Genomic DNA, 20,040 nt, shown 5'->3' with positions numbered 1-20,040 from the left:
GTAGTTCTTTATAGTCTGCCCAACGGGGTATCTCAAAAGTCTGGCGAGTGGTTATGCCTCAAGATTTTTCCAGGTTACCCAGAATGTGCCCGTGAACCCGCATGCACACCTTCAGGTCCGCCTCATCGACGCCGGCGAACAACTCGTGGCGCAATTGCGTGGCAATGGTTTCAATTTGTTCGATCAGGGGAAGGGCCGGTGCGCAGAGGACAATTTTTTTCGCCCGACGGTCTTCCAGCACGGCTTGGCGCTGTACCAGGCCTTGGGTTTCAAGGCTGTCGAGCAAACGGGCCAGCGTTGGCCCTTCGACACCGACGCTTTGCGCCAGCTCACGTTGGGTCGGGGGTTCCTCGAAACGGGCCAGGTGCAGCAGCACCAGCCAGCGCGCCTGGGACAACCCCAGACCGGCGAGACGACGGTCCAGTTCGGCACGCCAGCCACGCGACATCTGGGCCAATTGCATGCCAAAGCGGTGTTGATCGGTTAACGGCATAAAACACTCATGATTAGACTGAAATTAATTAAAACTAATTATTAGTCAGCTAAGCATGGCCGTTGGCTTGAGGCAAGGTTTGGTCTGTAGTGAATCGTTACATCAACCTACAGGCCCGCTTAAACCTCAAATTCCGATTGCAGGGCGGCACGCACGCAGTACAAAACGCCTTCCGGCACTCGACCGGCAAACAGTGCGGCGATCTCTGACACCGCTGGCAATTCACCTTCGCCGTCGAGGAACGCATCCTGGACTTCGCCCATCAATTCTTCCGGCAGGTCCAGCGCTTGCTCCAAAGACAGCTGCTGCTTGCCAATTGCTTCGGCGAGCATGGTGTAGACGTTCTTTTCCGAGCATTGCAGCTGGCCGGCGATTTGCACTGGAGTCATGCCGGCGCGAGCCAGGGTGATCAGCTCGTGGCGCACGTCGGCCACCACTTTCGGTGCCTCGACCTGACCGCCCAGCACTTCGAGGAAGGCCTCGCCATAACGCTCGAGCTTGCGTGCCCCCACACCGCTGACCGTGGCCATTTCTGCCAGCGACGTCGGCTGGCTGCGGAGCATTTCCAGCAACGTCGAGTCGGGGAAGATGACGTACGGCGGCACGCCATGTTCTTCGGCCAGTTTGCGCCGCAAGGCACGGAGCGCCTCCCACTGCTCGCGCTCTTCGCCACGCACCAGTTGGCTCGCCTGGCTCTTGCTGCTTTTGGCGGTGGTTTGCGGCTTGAGGTCGCGGCGCAGTTCCAGGGTCACTTCGCCCTTGAGCAGCGGCCGGCAGGTGTCGCTCAGGCGCAGGCCGCCGTAGCCTTCGAGGTCGATGTCGGCCAGACCACGGGCAACCAGCTGTCGGAACAGGGAGCGCCATTCGCTCTCGCCCATCGCCTTGCCGACCCCGAACACTGAAAGATGCTGATGACCAATGCTGCGGATTTTTTCGTTGTCCTTGCCCAGCAACACATCGACCAGATGCCCGACACCATAACGCTGGCCGGTACGGTAAATCGCCGAGAGCGCCTGACGGGCCGGCTCGGTGGCGTCCCAGGTCTGTACGCCGTCGACACAGTTGTCGCAATGGCCGCATGGCTCGGGCATGTCTTCGTCGAAGTAGGCGAGCAACGTCTGGCGACGGCAGCGGGTTTCTTCACAGAGCGAGAGCATCGCGTCGAGCTTGTGCTGCTCAAGTCGCTTGTGGCGCTCGTCGCCTTCGGAGTTCTGTAACATTTGCTTGAGCATCACCACGTCTTGCAGGCCGTAAGCCATCCAGGCGTCTGCCGGCAGGCCATCACGGCCACCACGACCGGTTTCCTGGTAATAGGCTTCAAGGGATTTCGGCAAATCGAGGTGCGCGACAAAACGCACGTTGGGTTTGTCGATGCCCATGCCGAACGCCACGGTGGCGACCATGATCAGGCCTTCCTCGTTGAGGAAGCGCTTCTGGTGATGGGCCCGGGTTTCGTTGGGCAAACCCGCGTGATACGGCAGCGCCGGAAAACCTTGTTCGCTGAGGAACACGGCCACTTCGTCGACTTTCTTGCGCGACAGGCAGTAAACGATGCCGGCATCGCTGCGCCGCTCGGCGAGGAATGCGAGCAACTGCTTGCGCGGCTGCTCCTTGGGCACGATGCGGTAGAAAATGTTCGGGCGGTCGAAGCTCGACAGGAAGCGCTCGGCGTCTTGCAGATGCAGGCGGTCGACGATTTCTTCGCGGGTACGCTTGTCGGCCGTGGCGGTCAGGGCGATACGCGGGACATTCGGGAATAACTCCGCCAATTGCCCCAGTTGCAGGTATTCGCGACGGAAGTCATGCCCCCATTGCGACACGCAGTGCGCTTCGTCGATGGCGAACAGGGCGATTTCAAGGCTTTGCAGGAAGGCCAGCATGCGCGGCTGGACCAGACGTTCGGGCGCGAGGTAGAGCATCTTCACTTCGCCGCGCTTGATGCGGGCCGCCAGGTCGCGCTGTTGTTCAGCGCTCAGCGTGGAGTTCAAGGCTGCGGCCGCGACGCCGAGCTCTTCGAGGGTGGCGACCTGGTCGTCCATTAGTGCGATCAGCGGCGACACCACCACGGCCAGGCCTTCGCGCAACAGCGCCGGCACCTGGAAACACAAGGATTTGCCGCCACCGGTAGGCATCAGTACCAGGGCGTCGCCACCGCTGGCCACGCGCTCAATGATTGCACCCTGACGGCCACGAAAACTGTCGTAGCCGAAGATGTCCTTGAGGACGCGTTGAGCCTGTTCGAGCATAAAAACTCCAAAAATCACAAAAACATCCCTGCAAGGCTGGTTCAGAACCATGCACGCTGCACTGACAAATCGTAAGTGCGCGTTGCATGACGCTTCACATCTCAGCCGCGACGCCAGCAGGGCATCACAAAACGCGCGAGTATACCCGAGGCCTCCACTGCGCAGGGCACCGCTGATAAGACACATGAAAACCAATACAGCGCAGAACCTGTGGGAGCGAGCCTGCTCGCGAAGGCGGCACCACATTCAACTGCAATGTTGACTGACCCACCGCTTTCGCGAGCAGGCTCGCTCCCACAGGGATTGAGTCTGACCGAACAGTACGGGTGACCAGAGAATCCCTCCCATGGCTGCAAATATCCCGCGCGGCTGGCCTGAGCGCTCAAGAAGGCCTAGAATTCCCGCATCTGTTTATTTCCCAAGGTAGCCCTTTAATGTCCTTCGCTGAGCAACTAACCCGTTTGCAAGTCTTCCTCGACGCCGACGAACTGCATGACGAGGCGCTGGACTACGTGGCCGCCCACGGCTACCTCACCGCGCTGTCGATCTGTTCCGAAGAAGTGCCGGACCGTGAATGGATCGACGCCCTCTTCGCCGAAGAGCCGCACTACGCCGACGACACCGAGCGTGAAGCCATCGAATCCACCCTGCTGGCCCTCAAGGCCCACATCGCCCGCCAACTGGCGTCCGATGAAGAGTTCGAGCTGCCGTGCGACCTGGACCTGGGTGAAGAGCCGGATGACTCCGACCTGCGCGGCTGGTGCATCGGTTTCATGGAAGGCGTGTTCCTGCGCGAAGCCGCCTGGTTCGAAACCGCCGAAGACGAAGTCAGCGAAATGCTCCTGCCGATCATGGTCGGTTCGGGCCTGTTCGACGAACAGCCAGAGTTCGAAGACATCGCCAAAGATGCCAACCTGATGGACGACATGATCGTGCAGATCCCGGAAGCCCTGACCGCGCTGTACCTGCTGTGCAACGCGCCAGACGAAAAACCGGCGATCCTCAAGCCACGTCACCACTAAGGTCTTGCCTATGGACAACCCCATAGGCAACCGCTCCCTGATGTTGCGTTACGTGCTGCTGGCCATCGGCTGGCTGAGCGTAGCGCTGGGGGTGATCGGGATTTTCCTGCCGGTATTGCCCACCACACCCTTTCTGTTGCTGGCCGCCGCGTGCTTCGCCCGCAGTTCGCCGCGTTTCTATCAGTGGCTGGTGGAGCATCCACGGCTGGGCCCATGGATTCGTGACTACCTCGACGGCAACGGCATCCCCCTCAAGGGCAAGGTCTACGCCATCGGGTTGATGTGGGTGAGCATCCTGTTCTCCTGCTACCTGGTGCCCCTGCCTTGGGCCCGCGGCTTCATGCTGACCAGCGCCGTGCTCGTCACGTTCTACATCCTCAAGCAAAAAACCCTGCAAAAGCCCCCTCACCACAGGTAGCCAGTACCCACCCGACAATTTGTCCGCCCTCGCTGAAAACACCGCCTAGACTTCAGTCATCTGCACGCGAGCAGCCAGACATGTCACGTCGTCCGCGTAGTCCAGGATGGTCAACGCTCCGACTTCGGCTCGGCGGGTGGCTGCTGTTGGTCAGTTTTCTGCTGACAGGGTTGGGCAGTGTCCTTGCCGACTGGGACTTTTCGCTGATTCTGCAAACCGCCGAAAAACGCTACGGCCCTCTCGGCCCCGCTCAAGGAAGAATCGAGGCCTGGAGTCAAATGCTCAAAAGCGAACTCAAGCAACCCGAGCGCGAGCAACTGAATGCGGTCAATCAGTTCTTCAATCAACAGCTGAATTTTCAGGACGACATGCGCATCTGGCGTCAGACCGATTACTGGGCCACGCCAGAAGAATCGCTGATCAAAGGCGCCGGCGACTGTGAAGACTACGCGCTGGCGAAATATTTCAGCCTGCGTTACCTCGGCGTTCCCAGCGAAAAACTGCGCATCACCTACGTCAAGGCACTTGCCCAAAACCAGGCGCACATGGTGTTGACCTTCTATAGCAGTCCCACGGCCGAACCGCTGGTGCTGGACAACCTGATCGGCGAAATCCGCCCCGCATCCCAGCGTAAAGACCTGTTGCCGGTGTACGCCTTCAACGCCGAAGGCCTGTACTTGCCCGGGGCCAACGGCGGCAAACGCAGCGGCGACACAAAAAAATTGTCGCGCTGGCAAGACGTGTTGAAAAAGATGCAAGCCGAAGGATTCGCCGTGGGCGAAGGCTAGCCGTCATAGCAAGGAGCGATTTATGTCACTGCGCAAACAGTTGTTTCTCGCCATTTGCCTGTTCCTGCTGGTGGCCTTCAGCGGCAGTTTTTTTGTCAGCCTGGAAAGCTCCCGCGAACAGATGCTCGGCCAGTTGCGCTCCCATGCCCAGGACGCCGCCACCGCACTGGGTTTGTCGCTGACCGCGCAAATCGACGACCCGGCCATGATCGAGTTGATGGTCAGTTCGATTTACGACAGCGGTTATTTCCGCAGCATCCGCGTGGTCAATATCGTCGATGAACAGGTGTTGGTGGAACGCAGCGCCCCCGCAAAAATCGACGGTGTTCCGCGTTGGTTCGTCAGGCTCGTCCACCTGCGTCCCGAAGGTGGCGACGCGCTGATCATGCGCGGCTGGGAACAGGTGGCGCGGGTCGAAGTGTTGAGCAATCCGCAATTCGCCTTGGCCAAACTCTGGGACAGCACGCTCGGCAGCCTGCTGTGGCTGTTGGTCTGCGGATTGCTCAGCGCGATATTCGGCGGTTGGTTGTTGCGTCGGCAATTGCGCCCGCTCGACAAAATGGTCAAACAGGCCGAAGCCATCAGCAAACGCGAGTTCCTGAGCCTGCCAAAACTGCCGCGCACCCCGGAATTGCGGCGCGTGGTGCTGGCCATGAACCAGATGGTCGAGAAGCTCAAGGCGCTGTTCGCCGAAGAAGCCACGCGCAGTGAAAAACTGCGGGCCGAGTCCTACCAGGACAGCCTCACGGGTCTGGCCAATCGCCGTTTGCTGGATGAACAACTGGCCGATCAGCTGCTGATCAGCGAACAGAGCAGCACCGGCCATTTGCTGATGCTGCGGGTCAACGACCTGATCGGCCTCAACCAACGTCTGGGTGGTCAGCGCACCGACGCGTTGATCAGCGCCGTCGGCGAACTGCTCAAGCGCCTGACGCATTTGCCAGAACGTCGTACCTGGCTGGCGGCGCGCAACCGCGGCGGGGAGTTCAGCCTGCTGACGCCGGGCCTGGATGACGCCGACGCCGAACGACTGGCCTCGGAAATCAGTGCGACCCTGGAAAACCTGCGCCTGACCGGCGCCAGCGATTGCATGCCGGTGGCGCATTTGGGCATTGTCCCCTACCACCCCGGCGAACCGGCCAGCGACGTGCTTTTGCGCCTCGATCAAGCGCTGACGCAAGCCCGGCAACACCCCGAGCGGCCGTGGGTGCATCTGGCCGATACCAGCACCGCGAACAACCACTCCCAGCATGACTGGCGCGCCTGGATCGACGACGCCCTGACCCACGGCAAACTGCAGCTGTATTTCCAACCCGTGGTGCAATGCGCCGACACCAGCCAGGTGCTGCACCACAAAGTCCTCGCGCGTCTGCTCGACCCGAGCGGTGAAGCCATTGCCGCCGGCCATTTTCTGCCATGGATCGAGCGCCTCGGCTGGTCCGCACGATTCGATCTGGCGATGCTCGAAGCGACCCTCGACTACCTCGTCGTCAATCGCTGGCCCCTGGCGTTAAGCCTGTCCGGCAGCACCCTGCGCGATCCGGCGCAGCTGCGACAGATCATCGACTTGCTCGACTCACTGCCGGAACTGGCACCGCTGCTGACCCTGGAAATCGACGAACGCCAATTGCCGCCACCCGAAGAATTGCAGCGCCTGAGCCATAGCCTGCTCGACACCGGTTATCGCATCGGCTTGCAACACTTTGGTGGCAGCTTCAGCCAGATCGGCAACCTGACGCAGCTCGGGTTGGCGTATCTGAAAATCGATGGCGCGTACATCCGCAGCATTGATGTGCAGCCTGACAAGCGGCTGTTTATCGATGCGATTTATCGGGCGACCAACAGCATTGATCTGCCGTTGATTGCGGAGATGGTGGAGACGCAGGGGGAGTTGGAGGTGATTCGGGAACTGGGGTTGTTTGGGGTGATGGGGAGGTTGATCGGGCCGCCGGAGCCGATGTGAGGGGCAAGACCGCTCGTCTTAAACCCGTGTGTACCTGTCAGATCTGACAGTAGGCAAACACCCACACCGAATATCTAATCGACCCTATCGGTGCCGCCCATTCAGAGAGCCTGGCGCCTCTATGGAAGGTACGCATTCATGAACAGCCCCATCACAAACGCTGCCCCCGCGTCCAATGGACAAGTCGTTGTATTTCCGCCCGATCGCGGCATCGGCGTGCTGGCTGTCGCCCCTCCCTATCCGCCTGGCTTCAAACCGCAGAACGATGGTGCGTTGGGGATCAACATCAACATGGTGCACGGTGACCGTGACGGGTTGCTGGTTTACATCCTGGCCTACCTGAACATGGCCATCGGCGACAGCATCAAGGTGTTCATCGAAACAAAAAACGCTCCCGTCGCTGATTTTTCGGTCACCGAAGCGCATTTCGATGCTCAAGGGAACGCGAAAAACATTCCGTTCTATATTTCGGCCAAGAACATGGAAGCCAAGTTTCTGCCCCTGCTGTCAGAGAACAAGGACTTCTGGATCGAGATCCAACGCGTGGGCGGCAACATCGAAGATTCGCTACCTGTTCCGTTGTTATACAAATACCCGGCGCCGGGCGAAGCGGATACTGACGGCGGCAAGCCCTTCAACCAAGGGCTTAAATTACCCGTCGCCTCGGAAAGCGTCGTCGATCAGACCGTGATCAATGACGGCATGTTCGTGACCGTGCTGGAATATTTCAATCAAAACATCGGTGACGTGGTGGTGCTTGCCTTCGGGTCTTTACTCCTGGAGAGCACTGTCACTGAATTGGGGGATGTTGTCTTTGAACTGACACCGCAGATGCTCGCCAGCCTGGCGCCCACCAGCAGCCTGGTGGTGCGCTGGGAGGTGTTCGACGTCGTGGAAAACAGTAGCGGCTGGTCGGATGCACTGATCCTCACGTTCAAACCCGGCGTGGTGTTGCTGGCCGCACCGATTTTTGAACAGGCCGATCCCGACAATGTGGTGAATCACGATGAGCTCGCGGGTGGTGCCATGGTGATCCTGGTCACCGGTGTATTTGCTAAAAATGATTTGATCGAGCTGACACTGGAAGGGCTTACCAAAAGTGGCGACCCAGCCACCCGCACCTTCAGCGTGACGCTGGCTGCCGCGAGCAGAGCAGTGGACTTTCCGGTTTCCAATGAGTGGGTACGCAACCTGATTGGAGGTTCGGCGCGGGCCTCCTATACATTGACCAGAGCAGGTAAGCTCCAGCGCTCGAAACCTGCCGATGCCACCTTCACCGGTACGTCCCTGCCATTGGGCCTGCCGATTGTCAGCCCGCTGGTAGACAACACGCTACCGGTCGATACCGCCACGGCCACGGTGCAGGTCGCCGACTACTGGCCCCTGAAAAAAGGCGCGACCGTCAAACTCAAGTGGCAAACCACCGATCAAGACGGGATTGTGGCGCTGTTCCTTTTCCAAGTGATCGTCACCGACCCGGCACAACCGATCATTTTCCAGGTGCCCGCCAAATACATCGCCCCCTATGCCAGTACACCTTTGACCGTGCAAAGCACAGTGACCAACCCGGGTGAGGTGGAGGTGTTTTCCGGATTGCTGCAATTAATGTTTGGTGATGTGGCGCAGGTGACTCCGACGCTCACCAATGTGCAGGACAATAGCGGCAAGGAAATCCCCAACGCTGGAATCACAAACAGCACCACCTTGAAACTGACGGGCACGGCGAGCAAAGGTAAAGAGGTCGAGATTTATGACGGCAGCGGTCCAAGCGCGGTGCCCAAGGGCAAAGCGACTGCCGATGCAATGACGGGCGTTTGGGAGCGCACTATCACCGTACCGGTAGGCGCACGCCGCTTGTACGCAAAATCGCTTTATCACAGCAGCAATGTTTATTCCAACGTGCGCACTTTGACCATCGAGACAGGGCTTACCCTGGATCCGCCAGTCCCTGCGGCAAATCCCGTTGACCCGCTGGCCTACCCTTTGGGTATGCCGATACAGGTCGCGTATCTCGCGTCGTCGTTCGGGGATCATGCGCAATTGATCCAACTGGGGCCTTTGCCGCAGACATTTCCGAAGCTGCCACTTGACTCAAATCATCAAGCCAACTTTAACCTCGACGCGCGGTTTCTCGGGGCGTGGCACGGCAAAACAGCGGAGTTTGTATGGGCGCTGATTCGGGGAAACGAGGAGATTGCGCGATCGGCGCCGCTGGTGTTGAACGTTAACCGGATTGCGGATGGGGATTCACGGTTGCCGACACCGATCATTGTGGGCCAGACGGGGGCGGAACTGGATGTCAACAAACTGGTGGCTGGCGATACATTGAGTATTGCGCCGTGGTTGCTTCAAGTGGCAGGGCGGTATGTGTGGTTGCGGCTTAGCGGATTTAACAACAGCGGTGCGCCAGTATTCATTGATGTTATTGATGGCGTACCTCACAACGAAACGCAGGGACTGACACGGTCAATCGGGCAGGCGTTGGTTGACTGGTTTAAAACGCTCAAGCAGGGCACTGCTGCGACGATTACGTTCAGGGTTAACTATTCCGGGCTGCGTGACTTGCTAACGGCGGTGGCGTTTCCGGTACGTACTTATACGGTTAAGGCCGCACCTGATATTCCGGAACTTATTGTCGATACATCGTTGCTCAGCTTGAAAGGGGAGAATTACACGTTCAGGTTTCCAGTGGCTGTGTACACAGGTGACGATGCCGTCGGCACGGCTGAAAGTCGGGCTGGGAAGGGGGGTGTTGGTACGATTACCTATGAGTCACTAAACCCATTAGTAGCGTCAGTCGATTCCAAAGGGGTGGTTCGCAGCGAAGGAAACGGCAGAACGACAATAGTGGTTCGCGACGCTGCCGGTCAGGAAAAGTCCTTTGAGGTCGTAACGGCTAACGTCACCATTGCCGAGTGGACCCCGCGATTAACTTTAGCGAATGGGAGGGCGTACGTAAGTCAGGTAGGTGGTCAAATGATTGCCAATAGCTTGACAGACCGCCGGGTGCAAATTGCGTCGCGTCGGGTCGCTTCGTTCAACATTGTAATAGGAGTTGCGACGCCACCTCCTTACCTCGGTCAGATAACTATTGCGAAGAAAGTGGGGGGCGCAGTGCAATTCAGTGTTAGTACGCTCTATGCGGATGGAACAACACTTTTTAAATATTGGATTAATAAACCGGCAAGTTAATTGATTCGATCCCGAACACAGGAAAGTCCAACGCATTTATTGGTCTAGCCGATCTTGTGCTCCGTGAGGCCTGAGTGAGCGCTAAACGGAGATGTTTAAAACACATCTCCAGACACTCACTCAGGCTACACATCCTTGCGCCGTTGCCTACGACTGCGCCAGAATCCGCCGGCTTGTGCGCTTTGACGCTGATCTTTATCGTTTCCGCATCGCTGCCAATCAGCGATCGGGTTTAGCGACCTGGACTATTCAAAGTGCATCAGTACTCCTGACCTTTTTGTAGACTTTTGACGTCTGCAATTACGTTATGGTGACTGTATGCGGGAGACCTTCGGGTCTACCGGGTTGCCTTTGACCGGTTCGCTAACCTGCATACAGTCGCCACCCTTACGTGTTTAGCGACAGGTTCTGGTGGTCTTGTTTTTCAAAGGAGTTTCACCATGTTCAAAATCACACCCACCCCGCCAGAAACCGACACCGACGACGTTTCCCCCTACGAATCCACCGACTCCAAAAAGCTCAACACCGCCGCCGACCGCGCGCTCGACTACTACCTCAAACCAGTCATTCCCAAAGACACGCCACGCAAACCCAGCACGATCTACTTCGTCGGGCCTGATACCGATAACGAAACGTTGCTGGTGAACGCCTGTGAGACGTTGGCGTCGGCGAGTGTCATGTTGAGTGATTTTGCGGGGCAGTTGAACGGCACACAGCGCCACACGCTGCTGGGCATTCAAAACTCCGTGATGTTGGGGGAAATGGCGGTGAACCGGATGCTCGACAACGTCGACCCGCACGGCTAACACGCGCCCCCTGTGGCGAGGGAGCTTGCTCCCGCTCGGCTGCGCAGCAGTCGTCATCCAGGCACATGCGCTCTGACTGAGGGACTGCGGTGAATGGTTTTGGGGTTGCTGCGCAACCCAGCGGGAGCAAGCTCCCTCGCCACAGTTGCGGGGTTAATAGCCGAGTTTTGTGGTGGTTGGTCGGGCCTCTTCGCGAGCAGGCTCGCTCCCACAGGGGATTTTTGTCGCACACATATTTTGTGCTCCACATCAAAACCTGTGGGAGCGAGCCTGCTCGCGAATGCGTTCTCACAGACAACAAAAACCCGCCACTCCTTACCCAGGAATGGCGGGTTTTGTCGTTTCAGCCTTCAGGTCAGACGGTGTCCACCTTCAACGAATGGTCATTCAACATGCCATTGATGATGGTCGCCGTGTCGTGACCACCCGCCACCACACCGCCCGCCCCCGGCGTGACGCCGTAGTGGCTGGCGAGGTTGACGCCGGCCAGGTCGATGGTCTGGTTCGGCGTGGCACCGGCCATGGCGCTGACGTCGATGCTGGTGAGCACCGACGCGCCGCTGCCGATGACTTTGAAGTGCAGGTAGTCATCCAGCGACGCCGACGTACCGTTTTCGCCTTGCAGCAGTTGCGACAAATCGAGTTTGTCGGTGCCGGGGGTGAAGTCGGTGACGACGTCGTGGCCGCTGTTGCCTTTGAGCCACTGGAAGGTGTCGGCCCCTGCCCCGCCGGTAAGGGTGTTGTTGCCCAGTCCGCCGATCAGGAAGTCGTCACCACCGCCCCCGTTGAGGGTGTCATCGCCCAGACCGCCGTTGATGACGTTGCTGTTGTTGTCGCCGGTGAGGCTGTCGTTGAAGTTGGAGCCGACCAGGTTTTCGATCCCGGTGAGGGTGTCGGTGCCGGCGCCGCCGGTGTTTTGTGGGGTCAGCAGGCTCAGGTCGACGGTGACCCCGGCGGTGGCGTGGGCGTAGCTCACGGTGTCGATGCCGGTACCGCCGTCGAGCAGGTCGTTGCCGGTGCCGCTGAACAGCAAATCATTGCCGGCGCCGCCGTGCAGTTCGTTGTTGCCGGTGCCGGCGGTGAGTACATCGTTGCCATCGCCGGCATTGATGATGTTGTTGCCGGTGCCCGCTATCAATGTGTCATCGCCCGCAGTGCCGGTGAGGGTGTGGCCATCCTGGTAGCTGATGGTCACGTTCGCGGTGTCGCTGCCGCCATGGTTGTCGCTGGCGGTGTAGGTGCCGTGGGCGTCCGGTGCGATGTCGTGAGCACCGGCGTAGTTGACGGTCATGGTCAACTGGTAGCTCTCGGATCCTTTGGCATTGCCTCCACTGGTGTTTTCGATGTTGGTGATGTGGATCTGATAGGTCCCATCCGACGATGCAGTGATCGTCCCGCCGTCCGCGATGGGCGTGAAGGCGCCACCATTGAGGGAATACTCCATGGTGATGTGTCCGCCCGCCAGATTGTGATCCAGATTGAGGGTTTCACCCGCTTTCAGTTTCACAGTGATGAGGTCTTCATCATTGGCGTTGTTGGCAGCCACCTGGCCCAGATACCCGCTGACCACCAGCAGCGCCGTCAGCGCGGCGGTGTTGGCCGTAGTAAAGGCACTTCGCACGTCGGCCAAATTCTGGTTGGCCGCGTTGTCATTGGTGCCTTTGAAATTGATCGCACCGCTGCCGGTGAAGTCCGCGCCCTTGGCCACCCAGCCGGTGGTGAAGTTGGTCGGCGATGCGGTCAGCGGATCCTTGTCGGCATCAGTGTCGTTGGCCAGCAACAGCTCGCCCGGCACCACGATGTTGCCCGACAGCACGTTGGTGATGATGTGGTCATCGACCGCCACCGGTGCCGCGTTCGGAATGACTTTGACTGTCAGCGTGGAGCTGGCGAGGTCGCCGTCGTTGTCGCTGACGGTGAAGCCGATGTTTTCGGTGATGACCACCGAGGTGGTTTTTTGCGAGGTGTAGTTGTACTCGCCGGTGTCGAGGTTCACCACCAGCGTGCCGCCATTGTTGGTGGCGATGCTGATGCTGTTGTTCACCGTGTTGAACGTGCCGTGGTTGGCGCCGCCACTGAAGTTCAGCGAACCCTGGTTGGCGTTGCCTTTCGGGTCGAAGGTGTACGTGGTGCCGTCGACCGTGAGGGTTTTGATGAAGCCGCCATCGGCGCCGAACGTGCCGTTCTCCAGCAAGGTTCCGGTAACCGGCGCACCGATCACCGTGCCCGAGAGCACCGAGTTGAGTTGGGTGAGATCGGTCACCACCACCGCATTGGTGTCGGTGTGGGTGCTGCCGTCGTAGGCCAACGGGTTGAGGTTGGCGTTGCTCACGCCGCTGCCCAGGCCGATTGCGTAGTTCTTGATGCCGTTGGCATCGAGGAAGGCTTTGAGCGCGGCCTCGTCGGTGGTGCCGATGTCGCCCTCGTTGGGTTTGCCGTCGGAGAAGAAGTAGCCGACGTTCTGCGCACCGGTGAGTTTGCCGGACGTATTGAACGCCGTCTGCATGGTGGCCACGGCAGCGTCGTAGTTGGTGCCACCGCCCGCTGACAGGCCGGCAAGCAGCGTCTTCGCGGTCGCCACGTCGACCCACACCGAGGTCCGGTCAGTGGCGTTGCTGCTGAAGGTGACGAGTTGCACTTTCACATCGCCCAGATCGTCGTACTTGTCGAGCAAGGCGCTGATGGCCTGTTTGGCCAGGTCCAGCCGCGACAGCCCACCCACCCCAGAAGGGTCGATCATGCTGCCGGAGATGTCGAGTACGATCAGTATGTTCGAGTCGATTTCCACGGCCGCCACCGAGCGATCCGAGGCCACCGCTTTAGGCACGTCGTCGACAATGTTGACGACGATGGTGCTGGTGGTGGTGTTGCCCAGGGCATCGGTGGCTTTGTAGGTGAAGCTTTCGCTCAGGGTGTTGGGCCCGTCGTTGGCGTTCGGCGAGGTTTTCGGCGCCGAGGTCAGGGTGTAGGTGTACGTGCCGTTGGGGTTGAGCAGGATTTGCCCGTACGTGCCGGTGGCGCTGCCGACCAGGCTGTAAGTGAGCGCACCGCTGCCGCCGGTGACGGAGCCGACCAGTGTCCCGGTGGCGGTTTCGCCGGTGTTGCCCGGGTCGCTGCCGATGACATTACCCGGCGCCAGGTCCTGACCGTCCTGATTCAGGTCGAGGGCTTTTTCGTAGACTGTCACGTCTTGATCCACCACGGCTTTAAGCCCGGTGTCGGTGACATTGATGGTGATGGTCGTGGTGCTTTCGTCGCCATCGGAATCGCGAATGGTGTAGGTGAACGTGTCGGTGGCGCCCTCTGGTCCGACCGAGTTCGGGTTGCTGTGGTACACGGCATTGCCGGCCGCATCCAGGGTCAGGTAGCCGTAAGTGCCATTGATATTGGTGCCCAGTCCGCCGACCGCCGAGGTCGCCGTATTACTGCCGGCACGTACACCAATTACCGCGCCTGCTGCAGCCGGACCGTCAGCCCCAAACACGTCGTTGCCCAGCACACTGATGTTGACCGTTGCGCCTTCGGCCGCACTCGCCGTGTTCGGCGCGGCGGTGGGCAGGTCATCGACGATGTTGACGTTGATCTGACCCGACGCGGTGCTGCCGTCGGTGTCGGTGGCCACCACGTTGAAGTTTTCGGTGATGCTGTTGGCGCCGCTGGCGGTTGGATGGGTTTCGTTATCCACCAGGGTGTAGCTGTAACTCACAACGCCTGTGGTGGCGTTGAATCCGGTGACGGTAAACGTGCTGCCGAGTGCCGTGGTGATGGTCTGCGGGAAGCCCGCCGCCACGCCACCGACCACCACATGAATGCCGCCAACGTCGAGGGTTTGCAGGCCGTCGAGCGCGGTCACGGTGAACGTGCCGCTCTGGGTCAGCGCCGGGGTGTTCGGGCTGGTGCCGTCGCTGAGGTTTTTCTCGTAGACGGTGAGTTCGCCGCCGTTGACGTTCAGGCCGTTCAGGACCACCGGGTCGTTGGCGTTCTGGATGTTCAGCACCAGCGTGGCGGTGCTGGTATCGCCGTCGGCATCGGTGAGGGTGTAGGTGAAGGTTTCGGTGCCATTGCCGCCGCCGTGCAGGTTTTTGAAGTCGGCATCATTGGGGTTAAGCGTGTAGGTGTAGGTGCCATTGGCATTGAGCACCAGTGTGCCGTAAGTGCCATTGAGCGTGGCGGGTGTGATCGGCCCGGCATTCGGTCCGGTCGCGACGTGGTCCGCACCTTGAACGTCGTTGGTCAGGACGTTGCCGGTGAGAGTCAGCGCGCTCTCCGTCGCGGTGGCCAAATTCGTGTCGTTCACGGCTTTTGGCACGTCATCGACGATGCTCACCACGATGGTGCTGGTGGTGCTGTTGCCCAGCGAGTCGGTGGCCTGGTAGGTGAAGCTTTCGGTCAGGGTATTGGCGCCGTCGTTCGCGTGCGGCGTGGTCGTCGCTGGCGAAGTCAGGGTGTAGGTGTACGTGCCGTTGGCGTTGAGCTGGATCTGGCCATAGTTGCCCGTGGCGCTGCTCACCAGGGTGTAGGTAATCGCGCCGACCGCGCCGGAGACCGAACCGACCAGCGTGCCCTTGGCGGTTTCGCCGGTGCTGGTCGGGTCGCTGCCGGTGACGGTGCCAGCGGCCAGGTCTTGCCCGTCCTTGGTCAGGTCCAGGGCTTTTTCGTAAACCGTCACGTCAGTATCGCGGGCCGCGACGATGCAGCTGTTTGAGACATCAATGGTGATGGTGGTCGTGCTTTCATCGCCGTCGGCATCGCGCACGGTGTAGGTGAACACGTCGGTCGCCCCCGCTGGGCCGACGCTGTTCGGATTGCTGTGATAAACCGCGTTGCCGTTGGTGTCCAGCGTCAGGTAACCGTAGGTGCCATTGATGTTCGAGCCCAGGCCGCCGATGGCGGAGGTCGAGGTGTCGCTGCCGGCACGCACGCCGATCACCGCGCCACTGGCCGCCGGGCCATCGGCGCCGCCGATGTCGTTATCCAGCACGTTGCCCGAGACGGTTGCGCCTTCCGCCACCGAGGTGTGATCCGGGTTGGCCTTGGGCAGGTCATCGACAATGTTGACGTTGAGCTGGTTGCTCGCGGTGCTGCCGTCGGTGTCCGTTGCCACCACATTGAAGTTTTCAGTGATGCTGTTGGCACCGTTACCGGTTGGATGGTTTTCGTTATCCACCAGGGTGTAGCTGTAGCTGACCACGCCGGTGACCGGGTTGTAACCGGTGATGGTCAGCGTGTTGCCCAATGCCGTGACAATCGACTGCGGGAAGCCCGCCGCCACGCCGCCGGCCACCACATGAATGCCGCCGACATCAAGGGTTTGCAGGCCATCGAGCGCGGTCACGGTGAAGGTGCCGCTTTGAGTCAGTGCCGGGGTGTTCGGGCTGGTGCCGTCGCTGAGGTTTTTCTCGTAGACGGTCAACTCGCCGCCGTAGACATCGAGACCGTTGAGGGTCACCGGATCGTCGTTGTTGTGGATCTGCAGCACCAGGTTGGCGGTGCTGATGTCGCCGTCGGAGTCGGTAATGGTGTAGGTGAAGGTTTCCGTGCCGTTGCCATTGCCGTGCAACGCTTTGAAATCGGCGTCGCTGGTGTTCAGGGTGTAGGTGTAAGTGCCGTTGGCGTTCAACACCAAAGTGCCGTAAGTCCCGGTGAAGGTACCGGCGGTGATCGGGCCGGCATTTTCGCCGACGGTCACGCGGTCGGCGCCTTGCACGTCATTGGTCAGCACGTTGCCGTTGAGGGTCAGCAGGGTTTCCGATGCGGTGCCGGCGTTGCTGTCGTCCACGCCTTTTGGCAGGTCGTCGACGATGTTGACGTCGAGCGTGCCATTGGCGGTGGTGCCGTTGTCGTCGACCACGGTCACGGCGAATTGCTCAGGCAATGTGTTCGCGCCGTTGGCGGTCGGGTGGGCTTCGTTGTCGGCCAGGGTGTAGCTGTAACTGACCACGCCGGTGGTGGCGTCGAACCCGGTGATGGTCAGCGTGCTGCCCAGCGGCGTGGTAATGGATTGCGGGAAGCCGGACGACACACCGCCGACTACCACGTTGATGCCACCCACGCTCAGGGTTTGCACGCCGTCGAGGGCGGTGATGGTGAAGGTGCCGCTTTGGGTCAGCGCCGGAGCATCGGGGCTGCTGCCGTCGCCGAGGTTTTTCTCGTAGACGGTGAGTTCGCCGCCGTTGACGTTGAGGCCGTCGATGGTCACCGGATCGTCGTTGTTGTGGATTTGCAGCACCAGCGTGGCGGTGCTGGTGTCGCCGTCCGAGTCGGTGATGGTGTAAGTGAAATTCTCGGTGCCGTTACCGCCGCCGTGCAGCGCTTTGAAATCGGCGTCGCTGGTGTTCAGGGTGTAGGTGTACGTGCCGTTGGCATTCAGCACCAAAGTGCCGTAAGTCCCGGCGAAAGTGCCTGGGGTGATCGGGCCGGCATTTTCGCCGACGGTCACGCGGTCGGCGCCTTGCACGTCGTTGGTCAGCACGTTGCCGTTCAGCGTCAGCAGGGTTTCCGATGCGGTGCCGGCGTTGCTGTCGTCCACGCCTTTTGGCAGGTCGTCGACGATGTTGACGTCGAGCGTGCCATTGGCGGTGGTGCCGTTGTCGTCGACCACGGTCACGGCGAATTGCTCAGGCAATGTGTTCGCGCCGTTGGCGGTCGGGTGGGCTTCGTTGTCGGCCAGGGTGTAGCTGTAACTGACCACGCCGGTGGTGGCGTCGAACCCGGTGATGGTCAGCGTGCTGCCCAGCGGCGTGGTAATGGATTGCGGGAAGCCGGACGACACACCGCCGACTACCACGTTGATGCCACCCACGCTCAGGGTTTGCACGCCGTCGAGGGCGGTGATGGTGAAGGTGCCGCTTTGGGTCAGCGCCGGAGCATCGGGGCTGCTGCCGTCGCCGAGGTTTTTCTCGTAGACGGTGAGTTCGCCGCCGTTGACGTTGAGGCCGTCGATGGTCACCGGATCGTCGTTGTTGTGGATTTGCAGCACCAGCGTGGCGGTGCTGGTGTCGCCGTCCGAGTCGGTGATGGTGTAAGTGAAATTCTCGGTGCCGTTACCGCCGCCGTGCAGCGCTTTGAAATCGGCGTCGCTGGTGTTCAGGGTGTAGGTGTACGTGCCGTTGGCATTCAGCACCAAAGTGCCGTAAGTCCCGGCGAAAGTGCCTGGGGTGATCGGGCCGGCATTTTCGCCGACGGTCACGCGGTCGGCGCCTTGCACGTCGTTGGTCAGCACGTTGCCGTTCAGCGTCAGCAGGGTTTCCGACGCGGTACCGGCGTTGCTGTCGTCCACGCCTTTTGGCAGGTCGTCGACGATATTCACGTCGAGCGTGCCGTTGGCGGTGGTGCCGTTGTCGTCGACCACGGTGACGGCGAATTGCTCAGGCAGCGTGTTCGCGCCATTGCCGGTTGGGTGGGCTTCGTTATCGGCCAGGGTGTAGCTGTAACTGACCACGCCGGTGGTGGCATCAAACCCGGTGATGGTCAGCGTGCTGCCCAGCGGCGTGGTAATGGATTGCGGGAAGCCGGACGACACACCGCCGACCACCACGTTGATGCCACCCACGCTCAGGGTCTGTACGCCGTCGAGGGCGGTGATGGTGAAGGTGCCGCTTTGGGTCAGAGCAGCAGAATCCGGTGAGCTGCCAAGGCTCAGGTTTTTCTCGAAGACGGTCAGTTCGCCGCCCTCGATGCTGAGGCCACCAATCGTGACCGGGTCATCGTTGTTATGGATTTGCAGCACCAGGTTGGCCGTGCTGGTATCGCCATCAGCATCCGTCAGCGTGTAAGTGAAGGTTTCCGTGCCGCTACCGCCGCCATGCAATGCTTTGAAATCAGCATCGCTGGTGTTCAGCGTGTAGGTGTAAGTGCCGTTGGGATTGAGCACCAGGGTGCCGTAGGTGCCGGTGAAGGTACCGCCAATCACCGGGCCGCTGTTGGGGCCCGTGGGAATGCGGTCGGCGCCTTGCGTGTCGTTTGGCAGCACGCTGCCGGTCAGGGTCAGCAGGGTTTCCGACGCGGTGCTGGCGTTGCTGTCATCGACAGCCTTGGGCACATCATCGGTGATGTTGACGTCCAGCGTGCCGGTGGCGGTGTCGCCGTTGCTGTCGCCGGCCACAACGGTGAACTGCTCGCTAAGGGAGTTGGCGCCGTCGCCGGCCGAATGGGTTTCGTTGCCGTTGAGGGTGTAGCTGTAACTCACCACGCCTGTGGCCGGGTTGTAGCCGGTAATGGTCAGGGTGTTGCCCAGTTGCGTGGTAATCGACTGCGGAAAGCCAATCGCCACGCCACCGGTAATCACGTTGATACCGCCGATGCTCAGGCTGTTCAGCCCGTCCGGTGCCGACACAGTGAACGTGCCGTTCTGGGTCAGCGCGCCCGGATTGCTCGCGGAACCGTCGGCCAGGTTGGCTTCGTTGAGGGTCAGTTCGCCACCCGCCACCGACAGGCCATCGAGCGTGACCGGGTTATTGACCGGCGTTACCGGTGGCGCAATGACGGCCGGAGTGCCATCGGCGTTCTGCTGGATATCCGCGTTATGCCGTTCTTCAGGGAATTCAGGAATACCGCCAAACCCGGCAGTCGGGAAGCCAATTGTCGGATCGACCTTTCCGCCCACTTCTTCGAGCATGACAAAGCTGTGGCCACCACCCTGCGCACCATTGGGAGCCGCTGTGAAGCTCGGCCCGGCCGCGGTGGCTTCACCGGTTTGCGTCGGGTCAGCGCCCGCCGCGATGGCTTTTTGCAGTTGCTCGACATCGGTCAGTTGCGCTTCGCTCGGCGTTACCGCCTCTGAAGTGCCAACGTGCGGCGACTCATTGGCGAGCAGGTGGGGATCCATCTGCATGCTGCTGCCACGCCCGAGGGTCAGTTCCTGGCCATTTTGCAGATGAACCGCCACCGCGCCTTCGGCCCCGGTGACCAGCTGATCGCCGGCGAACAATCGATCGCCCTCGATCAACGCGCGCCGAGTACCGTCGCTCGCGACCGCGAACACCTGACCAATGACTTTACTGACGATACCGATGAGCGTTGCCATGTGCATTTCCTCCGCTGCCAACCGCTGTCGGCATCCTGTTTTTAGCGAAGAACGTGCTCATGGTTTGAAAGCAGGTGGCTGCGCGGA

The 20,040-nt window shown here is 60.4% G+C and carries 9 protein-coding genes; 6 read left to right on the top strand and 3 right to left on the bottom strand.

Going from position 1 to position 20,040, the window contains the following annotated elements; genetic code table 11:
• Positions 1-58 precede the first annotated feature (58 nt).
• Positions 59-493, bottom strand: coding sequence for a MarR family transcriptional regulator (locus tag ACWKV5_RS06980; RefSeq protein WP_483840711.1), 435 nt, complete (start codon positions 491-493; stop codon positions 59-61).
• Positions 494-612: 119 nt separating this feature from the next.
• Complete coding sequence (recQ, locus tag ACWKV5_RS06975; protein ID WP_123433986.1) at positions 613-2,739, bottom strand: DNA helicase RecQ; 2,127 nt, start codon at positions 2,737-2,739, stop codon at positions 613-615.
• Between the two features lie 434 nt (positions 2,740-3,173).
• Here recQ and ACWKV5_RS06970 point away from each other — a divergent pair, with 434 nt between their 5' ends.
• The 6 genes from ACWKV5_RS06970 to ACWKV5_RS06945 all read left to right on the top strand — a co-directional run bounded on the left by ACWKV5_RS06970 (position 3,174) and on the right by ACWKV5_RS06945 (position 10,928).
• Positions 3,174-3,761, top strand: coding sequence for a UPF0149 family protein (locus tag ACWKV5_RS06970; RefSeq protein ID WP_483840710.1), 588 nt, complete (start codon positions 3,174-3,176; stop codon positions 3,759-3,761).
• Positions 3,762-3,771: 10 nt separating this feature from the next.
• Complete coding sequence (locus ACWKV5_RS06965; protein WP_483840709.1) at positions 3,772-4,179, top strand: YbaN family protein; 408 nt, start codon at positions 3,772-3,774, stop codon at positions 4,177-4,179.
• 80 nt (positions 4,180-4,259) lie between these two features.
• Positions 4,260-4,967 carry a cysteine protease LapG gene (lapG, locus tag ACWKV5_RS06960; protein ID WP_483840708.1) on the top strand — a complete coding sequence of 236 codons (708 nt, stop codon included), beginning with the start codon at positions 4,260-4,262 and terminating at the stop codon, positions 4,965-4,967.
• Positions 4,968-4,989: 22 nt separating this feature from the next.
• Positions 4,990-6,930 carry a cyclic di-GMP receptor LapD gene (lapD, locus tag ACWKV5_RS06955; RefSeq protein WP_483840707.1) on the top strand — a complete coding sequence of 647 codons (1,941 nt, stop codon included), beginning with the start codon at positions 4,990-4,992 and terminating at the stop codon, positions 6,928-6,930.
• Positions 6,931-7,068: 138 nt separating this feature from the next.
• Positions 7,069-10,122, top strand: coding sequence for a hypothetical protein (locus tag ACWKV5_RS06950; protein ID WP_483840706.1), 3,054 nt, complete (start codon positions 7,069-7,071; stop codon positions 10,120-10,122).
• A gap of 440 nt (positions 10,123-10,562) precedes the next feature.
• Positions 10,563-10,928 carry a DUF6124 family protein gene (locus ACWKV5_RS06945; RefSeq protein WP_483840705.1) on the top strand — a complete coding sequence of 122 codons (366 nt, stop codon included), beginning with the start codon at positions 10,563-10,565 and terminating at the stop codon, positions 10,926-10,928.
• A gap of 355 nt (positions 10,929-11,283) precedes the next feature.
• Here the strand turns inward: ACWKV5_RS06945 and ACWKV5_RS06940 are convergent, their stop codons facing one another.
• Complete coding sequence (locus tag ACWKV5_RS06940) at positions 11,284-19,953, bottom strand: retention module-containing protein (protein ID WP_483840704.1); 8,670 nt, start codon at positions 19,951-19,953, stop codon at positions 11,284-11,286.
• Between the last annotated feature and the right edge of the window lie 87 nt (positions 19,954-20,040).

Source organism: Pseudomonas oplopanacis (genome assembly GCF_057128725.1).
The sequence above is the reverse complement of the archived record's forward strand: the minus strand, read 5'-3'. Positions and strand labels throughout refer to the sequence as shown.